This is a genomic window from Kitasatospora sp. NPDC041917 (assembly GCF_055589745.1).
This window is the reverse complement of the sequence record NZ_JBVJBI010000064.1, coordinates 1-17,954: the sequence shown is the minus strand read 5'-3', so window position 1 is coordinate 17,954 and position 17,954 is coordinate 1. Positions and strand designations below refer to the sequence as shown.

The window sequence follows — 17,954 nt, the reverse complement described above, 5'->3', positions numbered from 1 at the left end:
GTCCGACCCGGGCGGACGGTACCGGCCATGAGCCTGATCCGGGAGAAGTCCGTCCACGACCACGCCGCCGACCGCCGCGGCGGGCCGCCCGCCCCGCCGGCCGGCCCGGGCCGCCGGAGCCCGTCCGCGCTGCTGGGCCTGCTGACCGCGGCCGGCGGGCCCCGGTACGCCGTCGCGCTGGCGGTGGACGCGGTGGGCGGCGGCCTGCTGCGGCCGTTCCTGCTGCTGTACGGCGTCGGCATGCTGCACCTGGGCGCGGGTGCGGCCGGGCTGGCGCTCTCGGCCGGGATGGTGGCGGGCCTGCTGGTGGTGCCGCTGACCGGCCGGTGGATCGACCGCGGCGCCCGGACGCTGCCCGCCGCCGCCACCCTGCTGCTGCGGGCGGCGGGCGCGCTGACGCTGCTGCTCGCGGACGGCCTGCCGGGGTTCACGGCGGCGGCGGTGCTGTTCGGGGTGGGCAGCCAGTCCTGGCCGACGACCCACGCGGCGGTGGTGAGCACCCTGACCGAGGGCCGGCTGCGGGACGCCGCGCTGGCCGCCGGGCGGTCGCTCCGCAACGCCGGGCTGGGTGCGGGCGCGCTGCTGGCCACGCTGGCGGTGAGCGGCGGGGCGGGCGCGATCCGGCTGCTGGCCGGGGTGACGGGCGCGGCCTGCCTGGGCGCGGCCGTCCTGGTGGGCTCGCTGCGGGTGCGGGCTCCGCGCCAGGACCGGCCGGCGGACGCGCCGGAGCGGGCGGAGCCGCTGCGCCGGATCACCCTGCTGAGTGTCGCCAACCTGCCGTACGCGTTCTGCTTCGACGTGCTGGAGGTGGCGCTGCCCGCGCTGCTGGTGCTGCGGCTGCACGCCTCGCCGGCCTGGTCCTCGGGTGTCTTCGTCGGCAACACGGTGCTGGTGATCGCCCTGCAGCTGGCGCTGGTGCTGCGGCTGGCGGACCGTCCGCGGCACGTCGTGCTCGCCGCCTCGGGGGCGCTGCTGGCGGTGTCGTACCTGGGCTTCTGGGCGGTCGGTTCGCTGGGCGGCGTGCCGGGGTCGGTGGGCATCGCGGCGGTCTCGGTGCTGTACACGCTGGGCGAGATCCTCTACACCGGCTCGGGCACGGCGCTGGTGGCGTCCGTCGCCCCGCCGCACCTGCTGGGGCGGGCGCTGGCGCGCTGGGAGCTGTCGGCGGGGGTGGGCCGGGCGGCGGCCCCGGCCGTGCTGACGGCGCTGCTGGCGGGCGGTTCCGGGGAGCTGTGGGTGCCGCTGGCCGCGGCCACCGCGCTGGGGGCGCTGGCGGTGCTGCGGCTGGGTCCGGCCCACTGACCGGTGGGAGCGCCGGAGGAGGACCGGAGGAGCGCCGGAGGAGCGCCGCGCCGACGGGCCGGCGCGGCGGGAACGCCCCGGTGGGATGATCGGCTGCATGGCCCTGACCCCGCACCAGCAGCACCTCCGCGACCGAATCATGGCCGCCGGGGTGACCGCCCCGCCGGAGCCGTGGCGGCCGGTCGGCCGGGGGCTGATCGCGGTCGGCGGGCTGATCGGCATCGGCTTCGCCGTCCACCCCGAGAGCGGGCACGACCTGGTGCTGACGGTCTCGCACGGCGGCCACGGCCTGTTCGACGCGGTGACCGGCCTCAAGCTGGCCCGCGACCACGAGCCCGCCGAGGACCCGGACGGCCTGGACCTCTCCTGCCCCGGCCTCGGCCAGGTCGCGGACGTGCGCATCCCGGTGGCGGGGACGTGGGGCGGCGGGCTCCACACGGCCGCCGAGGGCGGCTGGCACATCGAGGTGGTCGCCCCGGAGTGGCCGCACCACCGGGTGCTGCTCGCCAGCGGCCGCGGGCCGTGGCAGGGCGAGCACGGCGAGAGCTGGTGGCTGGTCCTCGACTCCGACCGGTCCGCCTTCCGCGCGGCCGGCTTCTCCCCGACCGGCCGGACCCTCGCGGTGGCCACCAGCAGCGACCTCACCCTCTGGAGCCGCCAGTAGGTGTTCCGGCTCCGGATGCGGACGGGCCGCGGACCGCCGATGCTGACGGCGAGGCGTGCCCGGCCCGAGGAAGGACACCGAACGTGAGCGAACGCAGTGAGCGGACCATCGAGCGCTGCGCGTTGCGCGAAGCGCCCGCCGAGCGGAGCGGGGTGGGCGCATGAGCGCACTCGACTTCGAGATCGTCGACACCCCCGACAGCTCGCTCAACAAGACCTCCGTCCTGGTCACCGGCCCGGACGACGCCCTGCTGGTGGACGCCGGGTTCACCCGTTCGGACGGGCGCCGCCTGGTGGAACGGATCGGGGCGAGCGGCAAGCGGCTGACCACCGTCTTCGTCAGCCACGGCGACCCGGACTTCTACTTCGGCGCCCAGGAGGTCCAGGACGCCTTCCCGCAGGCCCGCTTCCTGGCCACCGCCTCCACCGTCGAACACATCCAGGAGACGTACGAGGCCAAGCTGCGCGCCTGGGCGCACCTGGGCCCGGAGCTGCCCACCCGGCTGGTGCGGCCCGAGGTGCTGCACGGGGACGAGCTGGTCTTCGAGGGCCACCGCTTCGAGCTGCGCGGCGCCGACTTCCACCTGCCGGACCGGCACTACCTCTGGCAGCACCACCACCGCGCCGTGCTGGGCGGGGTGCTGCTCTTCGAGGGCCTGCACGTGTGGACGGCGGACACCCCGACCTCCGCCCAACGGGCCGCCTGGATCGACCTGCTGGACGGCATCGAGGCGCTCCACCCGACCTGGGTGGCGGCCGGCCACCGGGTCGCCGGCGCGCCCACCGACCTGAACGCCGTCGACCACACCCGCGCCTACCTGCGCGCCTTCGAGACCGAGATCGGCCGGGCCCCGGACGCGGCCTCCGCCAAGGAGTCGCTGGAGCGGCGCTTCCCGACGCTGGGGCTGCGGATCGCGGTGGACATCGGCACCAAGGTCGCCATGGGCGAGATGGCCTGGGGGTGAGCGGACGATGATCGAGATCCCCCGGGACGTCTCCTCCTTCGCCGAGTCGTCCGCCCCCGCCGACGTGGTGCGCCGCCAGTACCTGGCGTCCGCCCGGGGCGACCTGGCCGCGCTGCGCGCCACCCTGGCCGACGACGTGGAGTGGACCGAGATGGCCGGCTTCCCGCTGGCCGGCACCTACCGCACCCCGAAGGGCGTCACCGCCCATGTGATGGAGCGGCTGGCCGCCGAGTGGGACGACTGGACGGCCCACGACGACACCTACGTGGTGGACGGCGAGACCGTGGTGGTGCTGGGCCGCTACACGGCGGTCCACAAGACCACCGGAAAACCGCTCGCGGTCCGGATCGCCCACCGCTTCACCGTGCGCGGCGGCCGGATCGTGCGCTTCGAGCAGTTCACCGACACCGCACTGGTCAGGGAGGCGATGACCGGCTGAGGCCCACCCGGGGGTCCCATTCACTCGTACGGGCGAGCGCGGCGCGGCGCGCCAGGCGCGGTCTCGACAGACCACCCGCACGGCGGCAGGCTGACCCCGATCACGGCCGGAGAACGAGGAGTCGCACATGGCGGGCACGGACACCGGGACCACCGGAGCGGACGGCGGGCGGCAGCGCCCGGTCGTCATCGTCGGGGCGTCCCTGGGCGGCGCGAAGGCGGCCGAGGCGCTGCGCGAGGCCGGGTACCGGGGCGGCATCGTCCTGATCGGCGACGAGCACGAGCGCCCGTACGAGCGGCCGCCGCTGTCCAAGGGCTACCTGCTGGGGAAGACGCCCCGGGAGAAGATCTACGTCCACCCGCCGCAGTGGTACGCGGAGCACGACGTCACGCTGCGCCTGGGCACGGCGGTGGCCTCGATCGACCCGGCCGGGCACACCGTGACGCTCGCCGACGACGGCCGGGTGGAGTACGCCAAGCTGCTGCTGACCACCGGCTCGGTGCCGCGCCGGCTGCCGGTGCCCGGCGCGGACCAGGACGGGGTGCTCTACCTGCGCCGGGTCGAGGACAGCGACCGGATCAAGGCGGCGCTGCGGCCGGGGGCCCGGATCGCGGTGATCGGCGCGGGCTGGATCGGGCTGGAGGTGGCGGCCGCGGCCCGGGAGGCGGGCGCCGAGGTGACGGTGCTGGAGGCGCTCGAACTGCCGCTGCTGCGGGTGCTCGGCCGGGAGGTCGCCCAGGTCTTCGCCGACCTGCACCGGGAGCACGGCGTGGACCTGCGCCTCGGCGTCAAGGTGGCCGAACTGACCGGCGAGGGCGGCACGGTGAACGGCGTGCGGCTCGCGGACGGCACGACGGTGGCCGCCGACGCGGTGGTGGTCGGCATCGGCATCTCCCCCGCCACCGGCCTCGCCGAGGCGGCCGGGCTGGAGGTCGACAACGGCGTCAGGACCGACCGGCACCTGCGCACCTCCGACCCGGACGTCTACGCGGCCGGCGACGTCGCCAACGCCTACCACCCGCTGTTCGAGCGGCACATCCGGGTCGAGCACTGGGCCAACGCGCTCAACCAGCCGCAGACCGCCGCCCGTGCCCTGCTCGGGCAGGAGGACGCCGTCTACGACCGCGTTCCCTACTTCTTCACGGACCAGTACGACCTCGGCGCGGAGTACGTCGGCTACGTCGAGCCGGACGGCTACGACCGGGTGGTGTTCCGCGGGGACCCGGCCACCCGCGAGTTCATCGCGTTCTGGCTGTCCGGCGGCCGGGTGCTCGCGGGGATGAACGTCAACGTCTGGGACGTCACCGACCCGATCCGCGAACTGGTGCGCTCGGGACGGGTGGTGGACACCAAGGCGCTGGCCGACCCGAACGTGCCGCTCGGGGACGTGTGACCGGCCGGTGATCACCCCACCGGGACGCCGGGGTTGACCAGGCCCCGGCCCCCGGTGACGGTGTTGCCCGCACCGATCGTGACCTTGCACGTCGCCGCGTCGTAGTCGGTCACGTCGATCGCGTACCGGTCCGGGCCGGTGGCGCCGGTGAGGTCGGAGCGGTTGCCCCGGAAGACGGTGCCGCAGCCCCAGCCCGGCCGGAGGCTGTGGGTCTGGTAGCCGTCGTCGGTGGTGCGCCGGCCGGTGTTGTTCTCGATGACGTAGTCGTTGCCCTTCACGTCGACCCAGGAGTCGTCGGAGTTGCGCCCGGTGAGGCCGTCGCCGTCGAAGGTGTTGCCGGAGACCAGGCCGCCGGTGGTGCCCTCCTTGAGGTCGACGTTCTCGCCGCCGATGTTCGGGCCGAAGGTGTTGCCGGTGATCCGCACGTGGTCGCTGCGGTCGGTCAGGGTGTTGGCGGTGCCGACGTAGACGCCCTCGCCCATGCCGTCCCGGCCGAGGCCGGTGTCGTGGATGCGCGAGTTGCGCAGCGTGCCGTAGGCGCTGGAGTCGCGGAAGTGCACGCCCTCCATGGTGGTGTGGTGGACCGTCACGTCGTCGAGGACCACGTGGTCCGCGGAGTCGGCCACGATGCCCTTCTGGGCGCCGGTGACGGTCAGCCCCTGGACGGTCCAGTAGCTCGCGCCGTCGAGGTGGAGGCCGTATCCGCCGCCGGTGGGGGTGGTGAGGACGGCCTTCGCCGAGCCGGTGAGGGTGATCGGGGCGGCGGCGGTGCCGGGGGCGGTGGCCTTGAAGTTGCCGGAGTAGGTGCCGTCGGCGAGCTGGATGGTCCGGCCGGGCACGGCGGCGGCGAGCGCGCTCTGGAGCTGCTTGGCGGTGCCGACCTTGACGACGGCCGCGACGGCCGCGGGGGCGGCCGGGTGGGCGGCCACGGCCGCGGGGGCGGCCGGGTGGGCGGCCACGGCCGCGGGGGCGGCCGGGTGGGCGGCCACGGCCGCGGGGGCGGCGCAGCCGAGGGTGAGGACGGTGAGCGCGACGAGGACGGCGGGGCGCTTGGTCACGGACGGTGCTCCTTGCGGTGGTCGGGGCCGGGCGGGCGGCGGGCGGCCCGGTGGTGACAGGAACATGCCGTCGCTCAGCGTGGACTGGACCATTCCGGGACGTCAAGAGCGCCCCGGCAGCGTGATACTGGAGCCCTGGGGGAGTCTCGGACAGGGAGGCGGCGGTGGGCGGAACGGCCGGGTTCGCCGTGGTGGTGTTCGGTGCGCTGGGCGGCGTGGTCGCCTACCTCGCCGGGGTGGTCGGCCTGCGTGAACTGCGGCGGCTGCGCCGGGTCGGCGTTCCGGTGCGGGCGCTGGTGCGCGAACGCGCCCCGGCACCGGAGGACCGCACGCTGCCGCCGCGGCCGCTGCTCCAGTTCGAGACCGAGGACGGCCGGGTGGTCGAGGTCTTCTCCCCCGTCCCCTCCACCGCCCGCCACCCGCTGCCGGACGGCGGCTTCGTCCCGGTCCGCTACGACCCGGCGGACCCGCGGCAGGTGCTGGTGGACGGGCGGGAGCGGGCCGGGCTGGAGTACGGGTTCCTCGCGCTCGGGGTGCTGGTGGTGCTCGGCTCGATCACCCTCGGCGCCGCGGTGCTCTGAACGGTCCGAACGGGGCGGCGCACACGGGCGGGCGGCCCACACGAGCGGGCGGGCCGCGCACGGCTCCGCGGGCAGCCCGCCCGGCGTGCTCAGACGGTGGCGGCGGTGGTCGCCGCCACGGTGGCCGCGATGGAGACGGCGGCCATGGTGAGCTGCACGGCCCGGATCGCCTCACGGACGGACTCCGCCGCCCCGTCACCGGCGGCGATCTCGGCGAAACGCGGCTCGACCTGCTTGCGGGGCAGCTCGGGGAAGGCCAGCCGGTACAGCCGGGAGCCGTGCAGCAGGGCCACCAGGGCGGCGGTGCGCAGGTCCGGTTCAGCGCCGTTCAGCACGACCGCGGCCAGCCGCCCGCGCAGCTCCCGCTCCACGCTGCCGTCCGCCTCCGGGTAGCGGCGGACCGGGAAGAGGCCCAGCGCCCGGCGCCGCTCCTCGACCACCAGGCCGCGCTCGCACAGCCGCCCGACCGTGTCGGCGACCGCCGTGGACCGGTCCTTGGTCAGCCAGTCGCCCGCCTTGGCCCTGCCGGAGCGGCGGCCGGCGGCCCACGCGTCGAGCCTGGCCAGCCGGCCGTCCACCAGCGGCTCCCCGGTCGGGGTCCGGTCGGTGACGGTGAGCCGGCCGTCCTCGATCGTGACCCGCCCGGCCAGCACCAGCTCGGCCAGGATGCCGCCCGCGGCGGCCCAGGCGGCGGTGGGGGCGTCCTTCGCCACGCCGGACTCGTCGTCCAGCGACAGCAGCATCAGCTCCTCGGCGAGGGTGACGTGCATCGGGTGTCCCTTCCTCTCTTCTCCGTGTCGCGGTTCACCGACCCGCCGGCGCCTCAGCCGCGCAGGGCTTCGACCAGACGCCGGGCCCGGGTGTCCTCCTCCAGCAACGCCCGGACCAGTCGATCGGTGCCCTGACCTGCGACCTCGGTCAGATAGGCCTCGACCGCGCGCGGGTCGGCGGGCAGCGTCACCCCACCGGAGTCGAGCGCGGCGTGCGCCCGGACGTAGTCGAGGCCGAGCCCGGCGAGCAGCTCGCCTGCGCCGTCCTCCGCCGCCAACCCCGGCTCGTGGCAGGCCACTTCGTGCACGGCCAGCAGCGCGAGCAGAACGTGCTCGGTGCCGGGCGTCCGGCGGCCGAGGCGCTCGGCCTGGGCGTCGGCCTCCGGCCGGATCCAGGCCGCCGGGCCGGACGGGCCCGGCCGTAGCAGGCGCTTCCAGCGCGGGGCCCGGTGGCCGCGGCGGGCCAGCAGCGTCTCCCGGGTGGGGTGGAGCAGCGGGTCGAGGTCACCGCTCTGGCGCACGGCACCGTCGAGGCGGTCCAGGACGGCCTGCGGCGCGACGCCGGCCGCGCGCAGCAGTTCGGCGGCGCGGGTCCGGTCGGGCCCGGCGCCGTTCGCGCCGCCGCGCCCGGCGTTCCCGTCACTCCCGGCGCCGCGCCCGGCGTTCCCGTCACCCCCGGCGCCGTTCCCGGCATTCCCGTCGGCGAGCAGGGCCCGCAGCAGGTGTGCGGCCGTGCAGGCGGGTTCGCCGTCCCGGCGGGCGCGCTCCGTCGCCACGGCGAGTGCCCGGGCGGCGGCCCCGCTCAGCGGCCGGCCGTCCGCCCCGACGGCGCCGGGCGCCTCCCGGTCGGGCACGGCGGCGGGCCCGTCGTCGGCCGTCCAGCGCCCCTTCCGCTCCCGGACCAGGGCGCGCAGGGTGTCCGCCCCCGCCCCGGCCGCGGCGAGGGCCGCACCGGCGGGGCCCGTCTCCCCGGCCACGGCGACCAGGAGGTGCTCCGTCCCCAGCGGCCCGTCCCCCGGCCCGCCGAGCGCGTGCCAGTCCGGCTCCAGCATGGTCGTGTCCATCGGCCCCTCCCACGACTACGGCTTTACTCGAACTATATTCCCGCTTTTCCTTCTCTTGGGAATTTTCCGCACGTCAAGAACGCGTCAGGACGGCACCTGCGCAAGAACGCGGAAGACCGGGCGCCCGGGTGTTGTTGCCACCTGGTGCCATCGTGAGAACCACGCCCGCGAGAGAGGTGAGCACCATGGCCGACACGCTCCCCGGGCCGAGCCCGGTCCCCGAGGCACAGACCCCGCTGGACGCCTACTCCCTGATCGTCACCACCGTGGCCGCCACGCTGACCCCGCGGGTCGCCGCGCTGCAGGTCCCCCGGCGCGGCCGGGGCGGCTGGTTCAGCACGGCGCTGGGCTCGGCCGTGGTCTTCACCGAGGACGGGTTCCTGCTCACCAACGCCCATGTCGTCGGCCACGCCGACGCCGGCACGCTCGCCTTCGCCGACGGCACCACCGCCCCGTTCCACACCATCGGCGCCGACCCGCTCTCCGACCTCGCCGTGCTGCGCGCCGACGGGCCGACCCCGAAGCCGGTGGCACTCGGCGAGGCGACCGGCCTGCGGGTCGGACAGCTGGTCGTCGCCGTCGGCAACCCGCTGGGGCTGGCCGGGACGGTCACGGCGGGCGTGGTCAGCGCGCTCGGCCGCTCGATCCCGGCCCGCTCCGGCAGCACCGCGCGGGTGATCGACAACGTGATCCAGACCGACGCCGCACTCAACCCGGGCAACTCCGGCGGCGCGCTGGCCACCGCGAACGGCGAGGTCGTCGGCATCACCACGGCGGTGGCCGGGAACGGGCTCGGCCTGGCCGTCCCGATCGACGCCACCAGCCGCCGGATCGTCGCCGCCCTGCTCACCGACGGCCGGATCCGCCGCGCCTACCTCGGCCTCGCCGGAGTGCCCGCGCCCCTGTCGCCCGCCCTGCGCCACCGCACCGGGCAGCCCACCGGCCTGCGCATCGTCGAGGTGGTGCCCGGCGCGCCCGCCGACCGCGCCGGGCTGCACGAGGGCGACCTGCTGCTCACCGCCGACGACGAGCCGATGGGCAGCGCCCAGGCCCTCCAGCGCCTGATGCTGGCCGACGCGATCGGCCGCCCGCTGCCGCTGACCGTCCTGCGCGGCGAGGCCCTGGTCGACGTGCTCGCCGTCCCGACGGAGCTGCCCGTCGACGACTGACCACGGCCCGGGACCCGGGCGGGATCGGGGGCCGCCGGCCGCGGCACGTTGGTCATCTGCATACGCAGATCGTGCGCGCCCTTGTCCCGTCGTGGCGGCGAGGGTCGGTGGCACGGAAATCCTTTGGCACGCAAATCCGGTGGCACGGAAATCCGTTGGCGCCCGTGCGACCGGTGTGGTTACGCTGACGCCGTTCCGTACCGATCGACCCGGGCCACCGCCCGACCGGAGAGGGTGTCTTGATGTCCCGCCTCGCGCCGAGTGCGCCTCGCCACGCCGGCTGACGACCACCGCCCGACGAACCGTCGAGGCCACTCGGCCTGCTCTTGCTGCCATCGCAGAAACCCCTCAGCAAGGAGCACCCCGGGTGTCCAGCACCTCCAGCACGCCCCCCGTTCTGAAGACCTCCACCTTCGCCTGCACCTGGTGCGGTCTGACCGTCTCCACCTGTGCCGCTGACGGCACGCGGCGCAACCACTGCCCGTCCTGCCTGCATTCACGACACGTCCTCGACCACGTCGAGGGCGGTCCCAGTGAGTGCCTGGGACGGATGTCGCCGATCGCCATCGCCGTGCTGCGCACCGGTGACTGGACGGTCGTCCACCGGTGCGTGCGCTGCGACGAGCTGACGTCCACGCCCGTCCGCACGGACGACAACCAGCTCGTCCTGATGCGGATGGCCGTCCGGCCGCTCGCCCAACCGCCGTTCCCGCTCGAAGCGTTCGGCACCCTCTGAACCACGCGGAGAAGAGGGAGCACCGAACCGTGCCACGACACAAGAACACCGGCGGCCGGGGCCGGCGGGAACGCCGCCCGCAACGGTACAAGGACGTCCTGCACGGACGGGGCGGCCACCGGGCGCACGCCTTCCGCTGCGTGGACTGCCGGTTGGACGTCCCGGTGGACGCCCCCGGCAGCGCCCACCGCAACCACTGCCCGAACTGCCTGGCCAGCCGTCATGTCGACGGTCGGACACCGGGTGACCGGGCGGCCGACTGCGGCGGCCGGATGACCGCGCTGAGCCTGTCGGTCCGCGCCGACGGCGAGTGGATGATCATCCACCAGTGCCTGTCCTGCGGCGAGTTGAGCGCCAATCGGATCGCCGGGGACGACAACGCCCTGACCCTGGTCCGCCTCGCCCTCAGGCCCCTGTGGGACACCACCCTGGCCCACCGCACCCTGCTCACCCTGTAGGCGCGCGCCGCGACGGTCCGTCCGAACGGGCGGACCGTCCGTGGGCGGCGCCTCAGCGCGAGCCGTCGGGGCGCGGCGGGAACGCCCGTACGGTGCGGCGCGGGAGGGCCGCGGACAGGGCCGCCAGCAGCGCGGCGGCGGTGAACAGCGCGTAGTGCCCGACCTCCGGACCGGGGCCCGCCCAGCCGAGTTCGCCGTGGCGGTGTTCGGAGAAGGCGTTGTGGCAGAGCCAGGCGGCCAGGCCGATCAGCGGTGCGTCCACCGGCCGGGAGCGGCGGCCGACCAGGGCGCACAGCGCCAGGTGGGCGAGGGACGGCAGCGGGCCGGCGTGCAGTTCACCGACGGCGCCGAGGGCGAGCGCCAGAGCGCCGCCGGCGAGCAGCGCGACGGCGCCGGAGGTGCCGTCCGGGAACCGGTCGAGCACCGGGCGGTAGCGCCGCCCGCCGGGCCGGGCCGAGTACATCCGCACCGCGGACTACCGCTGCATCGAGGCGAGTTCGCGCTCGGTGGCGACCGGCAGGTGCCATCGGGTGCGCCGGTGCAGGGCCTCCAGGTCGTGCAGCAGCTCGGGCACCGGGACGGTCAGCACCGGGCAGCCCGCCCGCCGGGCGCAGTGGCCGGGCACCGATCGCCGCAACCGGCGGTGCAGCGGGCCGCCGCTGCGCCCGAGGACCAGCAGGTCGTCCGGCCGGTCGGCGATGTGCAGCAGGGCCGGTCCGGTCTCGCCGCGGACCACGACCGGGCTCAGCGGCACGCCGGGGTCGGCGCCGCCGAAGGCCTCGTCGAGGGCGTCCCGCAGCCGCCGTTCGGCGGCCTCCCGGACGGCGGCGAGCAGCGGCGGGCAGGGCGAGCGGCGGTAGCCGTGTTCGCCGCCGGGCGGCTCCCAGGCGAGCACCGGCACCAGGACGGCGCCGCGGTCGCGGGCCTCGGCGACGCCGCGGTGCAGGGCGGCCAGGCTTCCCAGCGACCCGCTGACCCCGACCACCACCCTGGGGGCGGCCTTCGAACTCCCGTTGCCGTGCATGATCCGTCCTCGTGTGGTCGTGTTCGCCGTCGTCCTCCACCCAACCGCCGCGACGGGGCTGACCCTGCTCTCCTTGACGGCTTCCTGACGTTCCGGCCGGTGTTCCCAACGCGCTCCATACGCGGCCCGCCGGGATGCGGCATGCCCGACGGGCGGTTCGATGTCGAACGTTCCAGGGAGCACGGGCTTGTACTTCAGCAGCGGCAACTACGAGGCGTTCGCCCGGCCGAGGAAGCCCGAGGGGGCCGAGCGCAAGCGGGCGTGGTTCGTGGGGTCGGGGCTCGCGGCGCTGGCCGGGGCGGCCTTCCTGGTCCGGGACGGGCAGGTGCCCGGCGAGCGGATCACGATCCTGGAGCGGCTCAAGCTGGCCGGCGGCGCGCTGGACGGGATCGAGGTGCCAGAGAAGGGCTTCGTGGTCCGCGGCGGGCGCGAGCTGGAGGACCACATGGAGTGCCTGTGGGACCTCTTCCGCTCGGTGCCCTCGCTGGAGATCGAGGGCGCGTCCGTGCTGGACGAGTTCTACTGGCTCAAGGGAGAGGCTACATCGTTACACCTCTACCCTGACCTGGGCAGACACGAGAAGCACTTCGTCTACCGGACTATTCCCCAAGCAACGGAGTCTCGCAGAATCAGGGCATCCTCGTGTGGCCCGGCAGCGGGATCGGCTGCCATGGCAGCGGCGGGCCGGGACGGCCGTCACGGTGTAGGGATTCCCCCGAGTCGATGAGCTGCTTGCGCAGCCGCTGGCCTGCCGGGGGCATGGATGGCGTAGAAGATGAACCCGTTGTGCTCGCCGGTCGGTATGAAGCCGGTCTTGAGGAGGACACGGCCGGAGGCGGGGTTGTCCGTGCGGTGCTTGGCGCGGACTTTCGGGAGGGCGAGGTGACCGAAGGCGATGTCGAGAATCCGCCGAACCCCTTCGGTCGCGTAGCCCCGGCCCCAGGTGTCCGCCCGCAGGATGTAGCTGACTGCGGCAACGGGGCGGTCCCGGTGGAGCTTGACGACCCCGAGGAGGTCATCGTCCACGACGAGGCCGAGCACGTACAGCGTGCGCGGCAACTGTTCCGCAGCGGCCACGATGTCGCGGAGGCAGTGGCGGGCTTCGTCGGCGTCCATCGGGGCCCGGCCCAGGTACCTGGTCGACTCCGCGCTGTAGATCCGCAGCAGGGCCCCGTCATCTCCGGGGCCCAGTTCCCGTAGCTCGATCACCCGTCCACCGCTTCGATCAGCTTTGCCAGTTCGGCGGCGGCGGGCCGGTCGCCGGGGGCCGCCAGAAGGACGTAGCGCAGCCGGGTCTGGAGGGCGGGCCAGGGCATCGCGGTGGACATCGGGACGGCCCTGTGGGCGATGGCCCTGCGGATCGCCTCCACCGGCGCGCCGGTTTCGAGGCCGGCGGTCGCGTAGTCCAGCGGCCACGTGCCGGTGGCGCAGGTCCACAGGGTGCCGGCGAGGGCGTAGACGTCGGCGGTGCGGGTCGTTTCGACGGGTTGGGGGCCGTTGATGATCCGGGCGGCGAGTTCGGGCGCGGTGAGGTGGATCATGGTGCCGTCGAACGTGGGCCAGGGGGTGCTGCCGAACCGCCGCGTCCAGGCGAAGTCGAGGAGGCGCACGCCGTCCTCGCCGTGGATGCCGTGCGCGGGCTGGAGGTCGCCGTGCACCCACCCGTCGGCGTGGAGGTCGGCCACGGCGCGGCACAGTCCGACGGCGGCGGCGAGGGCTTCCTCCTTCCCGCCGTCACCCTTGCGCAGGGGCCGGAAGACCTGCCACGTGGAGGGGCCGGCCAGCCACGGGGTGACGTACCAGACGCCGTCGGCGAAGCGGCCGGAGGTCACGGTGTATCCGGGGAGCTGGTCGAGCACGGAGGCTTCGCGGGCGGTGACCTCGGCGGCCTCGCCGGTGCCGAGCTTGATGCTCGCCACTCCGCGCGGGCCGGTGGCCTTCCACACCGCCGAGCCCCGGCGGTTGCTGATCTCCGCCAGCTCCAGCGGCCCGCAGACGGCCTCCGCAGCCTTCAGCGCTTCTCCGGCCTCGGCAAGGAACGTGCCCATTCTCGAACTGCCTTCCACTCGCAAGGGATGTGCTCGAAGACGTCCCGGCCGTCGTCCGCCGCGACGGCCAGCTCTGCGGCGAGATCGGGCGTCTCCATGAGGAACTTCGGGTCCAGGGGCCGCACTCCCGCCCGGACCGGGAGGAACGAGAAGGGCGGCGGCGGGATGCCCTGCCCGCACCGGCCGCGCTCGACAGTGCCCTGGGGGAACTTGCCGAACATGACTCCGACCTGCGCGTACAGGTGCTTCAGCGCCCAGTGCGGCCAGGCCATCAGCTCGCGGTGGTCGGCCCCCTCGCAGTGCCCGACCAGCACGACGTTCTCGCACGTGAGGACACCGTACGGCCGAGGCATCAGCGGACGGACCCACTCCGCGGCCTGGACCCCGGCGTAGAACAACTCGGCTTCCACCGCGTACCGGTGGCTGCCCGGAGCGATCTCGTAGACGGTCCACCCCGTCATGCCGCGTCGGATGGACGGCCCAAGGAACGGGCAGTGCTCGTACAGCCCGGCGAGGTAGCCGTCCACGTCCACGCTGACGGGGTTCTCCGTCCGGGCTTCGGTGAGGCGGAGCGCCCCGGCAGTCGGCCGGGACGCCCCGTCGGATGGTGCGGTGATCACCGGCTGGTCGCCACCGGCACGAGGTCGTCGCCGTCGCCGGGCTCGGGCGAGCAGTTCCACTCGGCCCAGACCTCGCCCGTCTCGCGGTACCGGGCCAGGGCCTCGGCGTTGACCATGCCGTCGGCGTCGGTGAACCAGACCTCGGGCAGGGGACCGTACGCCTCCTCGTAGGCGCCCACCCACGAGATGAAGCCGGAACCGGCGCTCTCCACGTGGGCGAGCGTGCGGCCGGCGTGCCGGAGCGTGAACGCCTGGTGCGCGGCCGGGTCGGTGGCCAGCCGGTGCCACGCGGCGTCGATGGCGGCGGAGAACATCTCCGGCGCGACCTCGCCCGCGTCGATCCGGCGCGCGGTGACGGTGAAGAACTTGCCCAACTCGTCCAGCTCGACGCCGGACTCGGTGGTGATGCTCACGGGCCTCTCCAATCGGGGGTTGGCGCTGCTCACCCCGACGGGGAAGAGCAGCTGTGAGGGAATGCAGACCCGGCCCGGCATGACCCATTCCGACGGGCCGGGAGTTCGTGGTCGCCCAGGAGGCGGGCGGGCGTGGGGGCTAGCGGAGTTGGCCGGAGACAACCAACGCGGTGGCCAGCGCTATCAGCGCGAACAGCGCGACCGTGTAGGCCACGGCGTGGTTGGCGAGCCTGCTCGGGGTCTCCGCGACGATGCCCGTCCAGCCGTCGGTGCGGTGCCGGACCGGGTCACCCTGGATCACACTGTTCACAGTCGTACTTCTCTCTCGGGCACTCGTGCGGCACCCCTGCGTGCGACGCAGGCGGGGCAGGGACACCAGGACCGCACGGCGGCGATCTGAAGCTCGCCACCCACAGACAGCGGGCGGCCGGCGGCGTTGGCCGCCCTGTAGTCGTCCAGGGGGTTCCGGCCAGCGGGGGCCCAGTGCAACTCGGACTTCGAGGGCCCAGTCACGACCTCGCGATCCACCTTTGGGGTGGTGCGTCTCGCCATTGATCTTTCCTCCGAACCCGGGGCCGCCACGGAGGGGGAGGCGCCCGGAACTGCTGGCTCTCCTGCTGGGGGCCGAGGGCTGCCGCATGGGGTCTATGGCAGGCATCAAGGTTGTTCGCAGGAGACCCAGTGGGTACTAGGCTTCCGCTGTCACCGCCGATGCCGTAATCACGAAGTTACGGCCGGTGAATCCAGGGTTCGACGGACTGCCAGTACGAGTTACCCGGACGATCGAGGCCAAGGGGGGCCCGGAATGGCTGCTCGAACACCACCGAGGCGCACCGCACCACTGACTGGCGGTCAGCCCGAGCCCGTGCGGGTCCCCGAAGGGGTGATTTCTGGCTTCTTGTTCAAGGTCGTCCGAGAGCAGATCCCGAGGACTCAGGACGAGTTGGCCGTGGACCTGGGCGTCGACAAGAGCACCGTCCAGGGCTGGGAGTCCGGCCGTCGGCCGCTCTCCTCCACCAGGGCAGGGAACCTGGTGGTGCTGCGCCGAAAGCTGATCCTTCTCGGCGCGCCGACTAGGTTGGTGGACCTGATCAGCCTCGCGATGGACGCAGACTTCGTCCTCGGCGAGATACTGCGATCCCGGCCCACGAGGGCCGAGGTTCTGGAGCATCCGCTGGCCGGCTGGGTACTTACCCGGGACACGACGCACATGATCGGCTGGGCCATTAGCGGGGTTCTTCCCGGCGCGGTAGCCGCCGAGTTGAGCATCCCGGCCGCCCGACGCGGGCCGGTCTCCACTGCGCCGCTCCTCGGGCAGGACGTGCGCTCGCACTTCTTCGACAACCTTCGGCATACCGCCGACCTGGTGGAGGCCGGCGGCGAGGAGACCGCCCTACTCCGAAGACAGGTTTGGTACCTGTCCTCTTACGACCGGGCCCGCGATGTGGGCGAGTGGTTTGGTGGGATGCAGCGCCGGGGCCGGATTCCCGCGGCCGGTTCCGGGTGGTCACCCCGCTGGGCTGAGGCGCGGTCGGTCGCGGCAGCACTGGCGCGGCAAGGTGACCCCGAGCTACTCCGGGACTTCATCGCCCGCTCGATCACTGACAATGACGACTTCGAGACCGCGAACCTGAACTATTGGGCTCACTGGCTCGGGCTCGACTCACGTCCCCAGACCAGCGATGACTTCATGGCCGAGCAGGAACGCCCGGTGTGGGACGCCTCCTCGCTGCTGCGACAGTTCGCTATCCGGCTGGACCGCGCGGGCGAGTACACCGACTTGTACGTCCATTCGATCTGGGCACTCATGCTCACCCGACGCGGCCTGGCCGATGCGGACCCCCGTACAGCCCGCGACCTGGCCGCACGAGTGCGCACGCTGCTCGATGGTGATGGCCTTTCACGACAGTCCCGTCGAGAGCTGGAGTCTGTGCACTACGGTCTGCGGGTAGGCGGTTACGGCAACAATCGATCCAACAGTGAAGGACAGCTATGACGGACGACAAGCAGGCGAAGGGCACCGCGAGCTACCTTTTCGAGGCGGGCATGCTCAAGCGGGCGAAGCGCCAGGGCTGGTGGATCGCAGGAGTCAAAGACCCCGAGTCGGTCGCGGAGCACTCGTTCCGCACGGGCGTCGTCGGCGCGGTGCTCGCGATGATGGAGGGTGCCGACCCGGCCAAGGTCGCTCTGCTGTGTCTCTTCCACGACACCCAGGAGACCCGGGTCAGCGATATCCCGCACATCAGTCGGCGCTATCTCACCGCTGCGTCGAACGAACGCGTGACCGCAGACCAGGTCAGCGCCGCTCACCCGGCCGTCGTTGCCGGGGTCCAGGCCCTCGTGGAGGAGTATGAGAACGCCGAGAGCCTGGAAGTCACCGTCGCCCACGATGCGGACAAGCTGGAATGCCTGATTCAGGCCGTGGAGTACCGCGAGCAGGGGTACCAGAACGTCCAGCCGTGGATTGACAGCAGCCTCGGCAGCCTCAAGACCGAATCGGCCCGCACCCTCGCCGAGGCCGCACTGACCATGACGTCCTTGGAGTGGCAGAAGGTCTACCTCACGTGACACTGTCGGCGTCCGCCTTCGAGCCCGCCACCGCCCCCGATAGCACCCCGGCCTGCCGCTACCTGGTTCGCTAGCGTGCCTCCCCCCACCCCCGCTTCCCTCGGAGGCCGGGGTGCTCGCGATTCGGGCCTCGCCACCCAGTCACGACGACGAGGTGGGGCCTGGCCCCACCCGGTACTTCTCCTCTTCCTCCGACGGCGGGAGCGGAACGGTGATGGACAGCTCGATGGCCGCGACCCGGCGGGTGAGGTAGCCCCGGCGGCCGGCGGCTGCCGCGACCCACGCTCCGGTGGTGTCCTTGGGCATCCAGAGATCCCGTGCTTCTCCACACGGTGCCGATCTGTTCGCCGAGGCCCCGGACGACCCGGTAGTGGCCTCTGCGGCCTTCGTAGGCGAGTTCGAAGCACCGCGGATTCCAGCGGCCGTCGGGCAGAACGTTGTCGGGGTGAATGGTCAGGGGTGTTCTCCTTCTCCGGGGTGGGTGGGGGTGGGGTGTGACCGGAATCGATAGCCAGCCAATGGGAGCGATGGTCGGTCCTGCCCCTGTCCAGTCAGAGCCAGTAGTGCGCGACCGGGCGTTTCATCCGACTAGTACTGCAACGGTGCTTACTGTGGCGAGGCTTCAGCTCTTGGGCTGTGGCCTCGTCGTTTGTAGTGGCTGGTCCGGGCCTGGTGTTGGCGTC

Annotated in this window: 23 protein-coding genes; 12 read left to right on the top strand and 11 right to left on the bottom strand. The window is 73.6% G+C overall.

Annotated elements, in window-relative coordinates:
- Positions 1–27: 27 nt before the first annotated feature.
- The 5 genes from ACZ6EM_RS38285 (at position 28) to ACZ6EM_RS38265 (ending at position 4,762) form a co-directional block, all read left to right on the top strand.
- Entirely contained in the window at positions 28–1,302 is a 1,275-nt protein-coding gene (locus ACZ6EM_RS38285) for an MFS transporter (RefSeq protein WP_401045893.1), read from the top strand.
- Between the two features lie 97 nt (positions 1,303–1,399).
- Positions 1,400–1,966, top strand: coding sequence for a hypothetical protein (locus ACZ6EM_RS38280; protein ID WP_452178945.1), 567 nt, complete (start codon positions 1,400–1,402; stop codon positions 1,964–1,966).
- A gap of 160 nt (positions 1,967–2,126) precedes the next feature.
- A complete protein-coding gene (locus ACZ6EM_RS38275; protein ID WP_465774480.1) occupies positions 2,127–2,930 on the top strand; it encodes an MBL fold metallo-hydrolase in 804 nt (267 codons plus the stop codon).
- A gap of 7 nt (positions 2,931–2,937) precedes the next feature.
- Complete coding sequence (locus tag ACZ6EM_RS38270; RefSeq protein ID WP_387693549.1) at positions 2,938–3,369, top strand: nuclear transport factor 2 family protein; 432 nt, start codon at positions 2,938–2,940, stop codon at positions 3,367–3,369.
- A 127-nt stretch (positions 3,370–3,496) separates the two neighbouring features.
- Complete coding sequence (locus ACZ6EM_RS38265) at positions 3,497–4,762, top strand: NAD(P)/FAD-dependent oxidoreductase (protein WP_465774479.1); 1,266 nt, start codon at positions 3,497–3,499, stop codon at positions 4,760–4,762.
- 11 nt (positions 4,763–4,773) lie between these two features.
- Here ACZ6EM_RS38265 and ACZ6EM_RS38260 read toward each other — a convergent pair whose 3' ends face one another.
- The gene (locus ACZ6EM_RS38260) at positions 4,774–5,721 is read right to left on the bottom strand and encodes a right-handed parallel beta-helix repeat-containing protein (protein ID WP_465774487.1); all 948 of its coding nucleotides are present in this window, start codon (positions 5,719–5,721) and stop codon (positions 4,774–4,776) included.
- A 263-nt stretch (positions 5,722–5,984) separates the two neighbouring features.
- Here ACZ6EM_RS38260 and ACZ6EM_RS38255 point away from each other — a divergent pair, with 263 nt between their 5' ends.
- Positions 5,985–6,401 (top strand): DUF3592 domain-containing protein, encoded by a 417-nt coding sequence (locus tag ACZ6EM_RS38255; protein ID WP_359900317.1) that lies wholly within the window; start codon positions 5,985–5,987, stop codon positions 6,399–6,401.
- 89 nt (positions 6,402–6,490) lie between these two features.
- Here the strand turns inward: ACZ6EM_RS38255 and ACZ6EM_RS38250 are convergent, their stop codons facing one another.
- Both ACZ6EM_RS38250 and ACZ6EM_RS38245 read right to left on the bottom strand, forming a co-directional pair.
- Positions 6,491–7,171 (bottom strand): GOLPH3/VPS74 family protein, encoded by a 681-nt coding sequence (locus tag ACZ6EM_RS38250; RefSeq protein ID WP_465774478.1) that lies wholly within the window; start codon positions 7,169–7,171, stop codon positions 6,491–6,493.
- A 53-nt stretch (positions 7,172–7,224) separates the two neighbouring features.
- Positions 7,225–8,235: a Clp protease N-terminal domain-containing protein gene (locus tag ACZ6EM_RS38245; RefSeq protein ID WP_465774477.1), complete on the bottom strand. Its 1,011-nt coding sequence runs from the start codon at positions 8,233–8,235 to the stop codon at positions 7,225–7,227.
- 185 nt (positions 8,236–8,420) lie between these two features.
- On the opposite strand from ACZ6EM_RS38245, the gene ACZ6EM_RS38240 reads away from it, so the two are divergent.
- The 3 genes from ACZ6EM_RS38240 to ACZ6EM_RS38230 all read left to right on the top strand — a co-directional run bounded on the left by ACZ6EM_RS38240 (position 8,421) and on the right by ACZ6EM_RS38230 (position 10,598).
- Positions 8,421–9,404, top strand: coding sequence for a S1C family serine protease (locus ACZ6EM_RS38240; RefSeq protein ID WP_465774476.1), 984 nt, complete (start codon positions 8,421–8,423; stop codon positions 9,402–9,404).
- Between the two features lie 367 nt (positions 9,405–9,771).
- Positions 9,772–10,140, top strand: a complete 369-nt coding sequence (locus ACZ6EM_RS38235; RefSeq protein WP_380549823.1) for an RNHCP domain-containing protein — start codon at positions 9,772–9,774, stop codon at positions 10,138–10,140.
- A gap of 29 nt (positions 10,141–10,169) precedes the next feature.
- Complete coding sequence (locus ACZ6EM_RS38230) at positions 10,170–10,598, top strand: RNHCP domain-containing protein (RefSeq protein ID WP_465774475.1); 429 nt, start codon at positions 10,170–10,172, stop codon at positions 10,596–10,598.
- Between the two features lie 52 nt (positions 10,599–10,650).
- On the opposite strand, the gene ACZ6EM_RS38225 is transcribed toward ACZ6EM_RS38230, so the two are convergent.
- Both ACZ6EM_RS38225 and ACZ6EM_RS38220 read right to left on the bottom strand, forming a co-directional pair.
- The gene (locus tag ACZ6EM_RS38225) at positions 10,651–11,067 is read right to left on the bottom strand and encodes a hypothetical protein (RefSeq protein WP_465774474.1); all 417 of its coding nucleotides are present in this window, start codon (positions 11,065–11,067) and stop codon (positions 10,651–10,653) included.
- Between the two features lie 6 nt (positions 11,068–11,073).
- Positions 11,074–11,622, bottom strand: coding sequence for a universal stress protein (locus tag ACZ6EM_RS38220; RefSeq protein WP_359900302.1), 549 nt, complete (start codon positions 11,620–11,622; stop codon positions 11,074–11,076).
- A 187-nt stretch (positions 11,623–11,809) separates the two neighbouring features.
- Between ACZ6EM_RS38220 and ACZ6EM_RS38215 the strand changes: the two genes are divergently transcribed.
- Positions 11,810–12,349: an oleate hydratase gene (locus ACZ6EM_RS38215; RefSeq protein ID WP_401047556.1), complete on the top strand. Its 540-nt coding sequence runs from the start codon at positions 11,810–11,812 to the stop codon at positions 12,347–12,349.
- Here ACZ6EM_RS38215 and ACZ6EM_RS38210 read toward each other — a convergent pair.
- From ACZ6EM_RS38210 to ACZ6EM_RS38190, 5 genes are all read right to left on the bottom strand, one after another.
- The gene (locus ACZ6EM_RS38210; protein ID WP_401047560.1) at positions 12,319–12,831 is read right to left on the bottom strand and encodes a GNAT family N-acetyltransferase; all 513 of its coding nucleotides are present in this window, start codon (positions 12,829–12,831) and stop codon (positions 12,319–12,321) included. The genes ACZ6EM_RS38215 and ACZ6EM_RS38210 overlap by 31 nt on opposite strands.
- On the bottom strand, positions 12,828–13,670 hold the full coding sequence (locus ACZ6EM_RS38205) for a serine/threonine-protein kinase (protein ID WP_465774473.1): 843 nt from the start codon (positions 13,668–13,670) through the stop codon (positions 12,828–12,830). The genes ACZ6EM_RS38210 and ACZ6EM_RS38205 overlap by 4 nt, the downstream gene beginning before the upstream one ends.
- Complete coding sequence (locus tag ACZ6EM_RS38200; protein WP_465774472.1) at positions 13,634–14,290, bottom strand: hypothetical protein; 657 nt, start codon at positions 14,288–14,290, stop codon at positions 13,634–13,636. Before ACZ6EM_RS38200 ends, ACZ6EM_RS38205 begins: the two co-directional genes overlap by 37 nt.
- The gene (locus tag ACZ6EM_RS38195) at positions 14,287–14,703 is read right to left on the bottom strand and encodes a hypothetical protein (protein ID WP_401047566.1); all 417 of its coding nucleotides are present in this window, start codon (positions 14,701–14,703) and stop codon (positions 14,287–14,289) included. The genes ACZ6EM_RS38200 and ACZ6EM_RS38195 overlap by 4 nt, the downstream gene beginning before the upstream one ends.
- A gap of 139 nt (positions 14,704–14,842) precedes the next feature.
- Positions 14,843–15,013: a hypothetical protein gene (locus ACZ6EM_RS38190; protein WP_465774471.1), complete on the bottom strand. Its 171-nt coding sequence runs from the start codon at positions 15,011–15,013 to the stop codon at positions 14,843–14,845.
- A gap of 555 nt (positions 15,014–15,568) precedes the next feature.
- Here ACZ6EM_RS38190 and ACZ6EM_RS38185 point away from each other — a divergent pair.
- Entirely contained in the window at positions 15,569–16,699 is a 1,131-nt protein-coding gene (locus ACZ6EM_RS38185) for a helix-turn-helix domain-containing protein (protein ID WP_465774470.1), read from the top strand.
- Positions 16,696–17,271 (top strand): HD domain-containing protein, encoded by a 576-nt coding sequence (locus tag ACZ6EM_RS38180; protein ID WP_465774469.1) that lies wholly within the window; start codon positions 16,696–16,698, stop codon positions 17,269–17,271. The genes ACZ6EM_RS38185 and ACZ6EM_RS38180 overlap by 4 nt, the downstream gene beginning before the upstream one ends.
- A 141-nt stretch (positions 17,272–17,412) precedes the next feature.
- Here the strand turns inward: ACZ6EM_RS38180 and ACZ6EM_RS38175 are convergent, their stop codons facing one another.
- Positions 17,413–17,577 carry a hypothetical protein gene (locus ACZ6EM_RS38175; RefSeq protein ID WP_465774468.1) on the bottom strand — a complete coding sequence of 55 codons (165 nt, stop codon included), beginning with the start codon at positions 17,575–17,577 and terminating at the stop codon, positions 17,413–17,415.
- Between the last annotated feature and the right edge of the window lie 377 nt (positions 17,578–17,954).

Excerpts from the sequence above, each read along its gene's own strand:
- ACZ6EM_RS38285 (WP_401045893.1), top strand. The coding sequence starts at position 28 with ATGAGCCTGATCCGGGAGAAGTCCGTCCACGACCACGCCGCCGACCGC.
- ACZ6EM_RS38280 (WP_452178945.1), top strand. The coding sequence starts at position 1,400 with ATGGCCCTGACCCCGCACCAGCAGCACCTCCGCGACCGAATCATGGCC.
- ACZ6EM_RS38275 (WP_465774480.1), top strand. The coding sequence starts at position 2,127 with ATGAGCGCACTCGACTTCGAGATCGTCGACACCCCCGACAGCTCGCTC.
- ACZ6EM_RS38270 (WP_387693549.1), top strand. The coding sequence starts at position 2,938 with ATGATCGAGATCCCCCGGGACGTCTCCTCCTTCGCCGAGTCGTCCGCC.
- ACZ6EM_RS38265 (WP_465774479.1), top strand. The coding sequence starts at position 3,497 with ATGGCGGGCACGGACACCGGGACCACCGGAGCGGACGGCGGGCGGCAG.
- ACZ6EM_RS38250 (WP_465774478.1), bottom strand. The coding sequence starts at position 7,171 with ATGCACGTCACCCTCGCCGAGGAGCTGATGCTGCTGTCGCTGGACGAC.
- ACZ6EM_RS38245 (WP_465774477.1), bottom strand. The coding sequence starts at position 8,235 with ATGGACACGACCATGCTGGAGCCGGACTGGCACGCGCTCGGCGGGCCG.
- ACZ6EM_RS38240 (WP_465774476.1), top strand. The coding sequence starts at position 8,421 with ATGGCCGACACGCTCCCCGGGCCGAGCCCGGTCCCCGAGGCACAGACC.
- ACZ6EM_RS38220 (WP_359900302.1), bottom strand. The coding sequence starts at position 11,622 with ATGCACGGCAACGGGAGTTCGAAGGCCGCCCCCAGGGTGGTGGTCGGG.
- ACZ6EM_RS38205 (WP_465774473.1), bottom strand. The coding sequence starts at position 13,670 with ATGGGCACGTTCCTTGCCGAGGCCGGAGAAGCGCTGAAGGCTGCGGAG.
- ACZ6EM_RS38180 (WP_465774469.1), top strand. The coding sequence starts at position 16,696 with ATGACGGACGACAAGCAGGCGAAGGGCACCGCGAGCTACCTTTTCGAG.
- ACZ6EM_RS38175 (WP_465774468.1), bottom strand. The coding sequence starts at position 17,577 with ATGCCCAAGGACACCACCGGAGCGTGGGTCGCGGCAGCCGCCGGCCGC.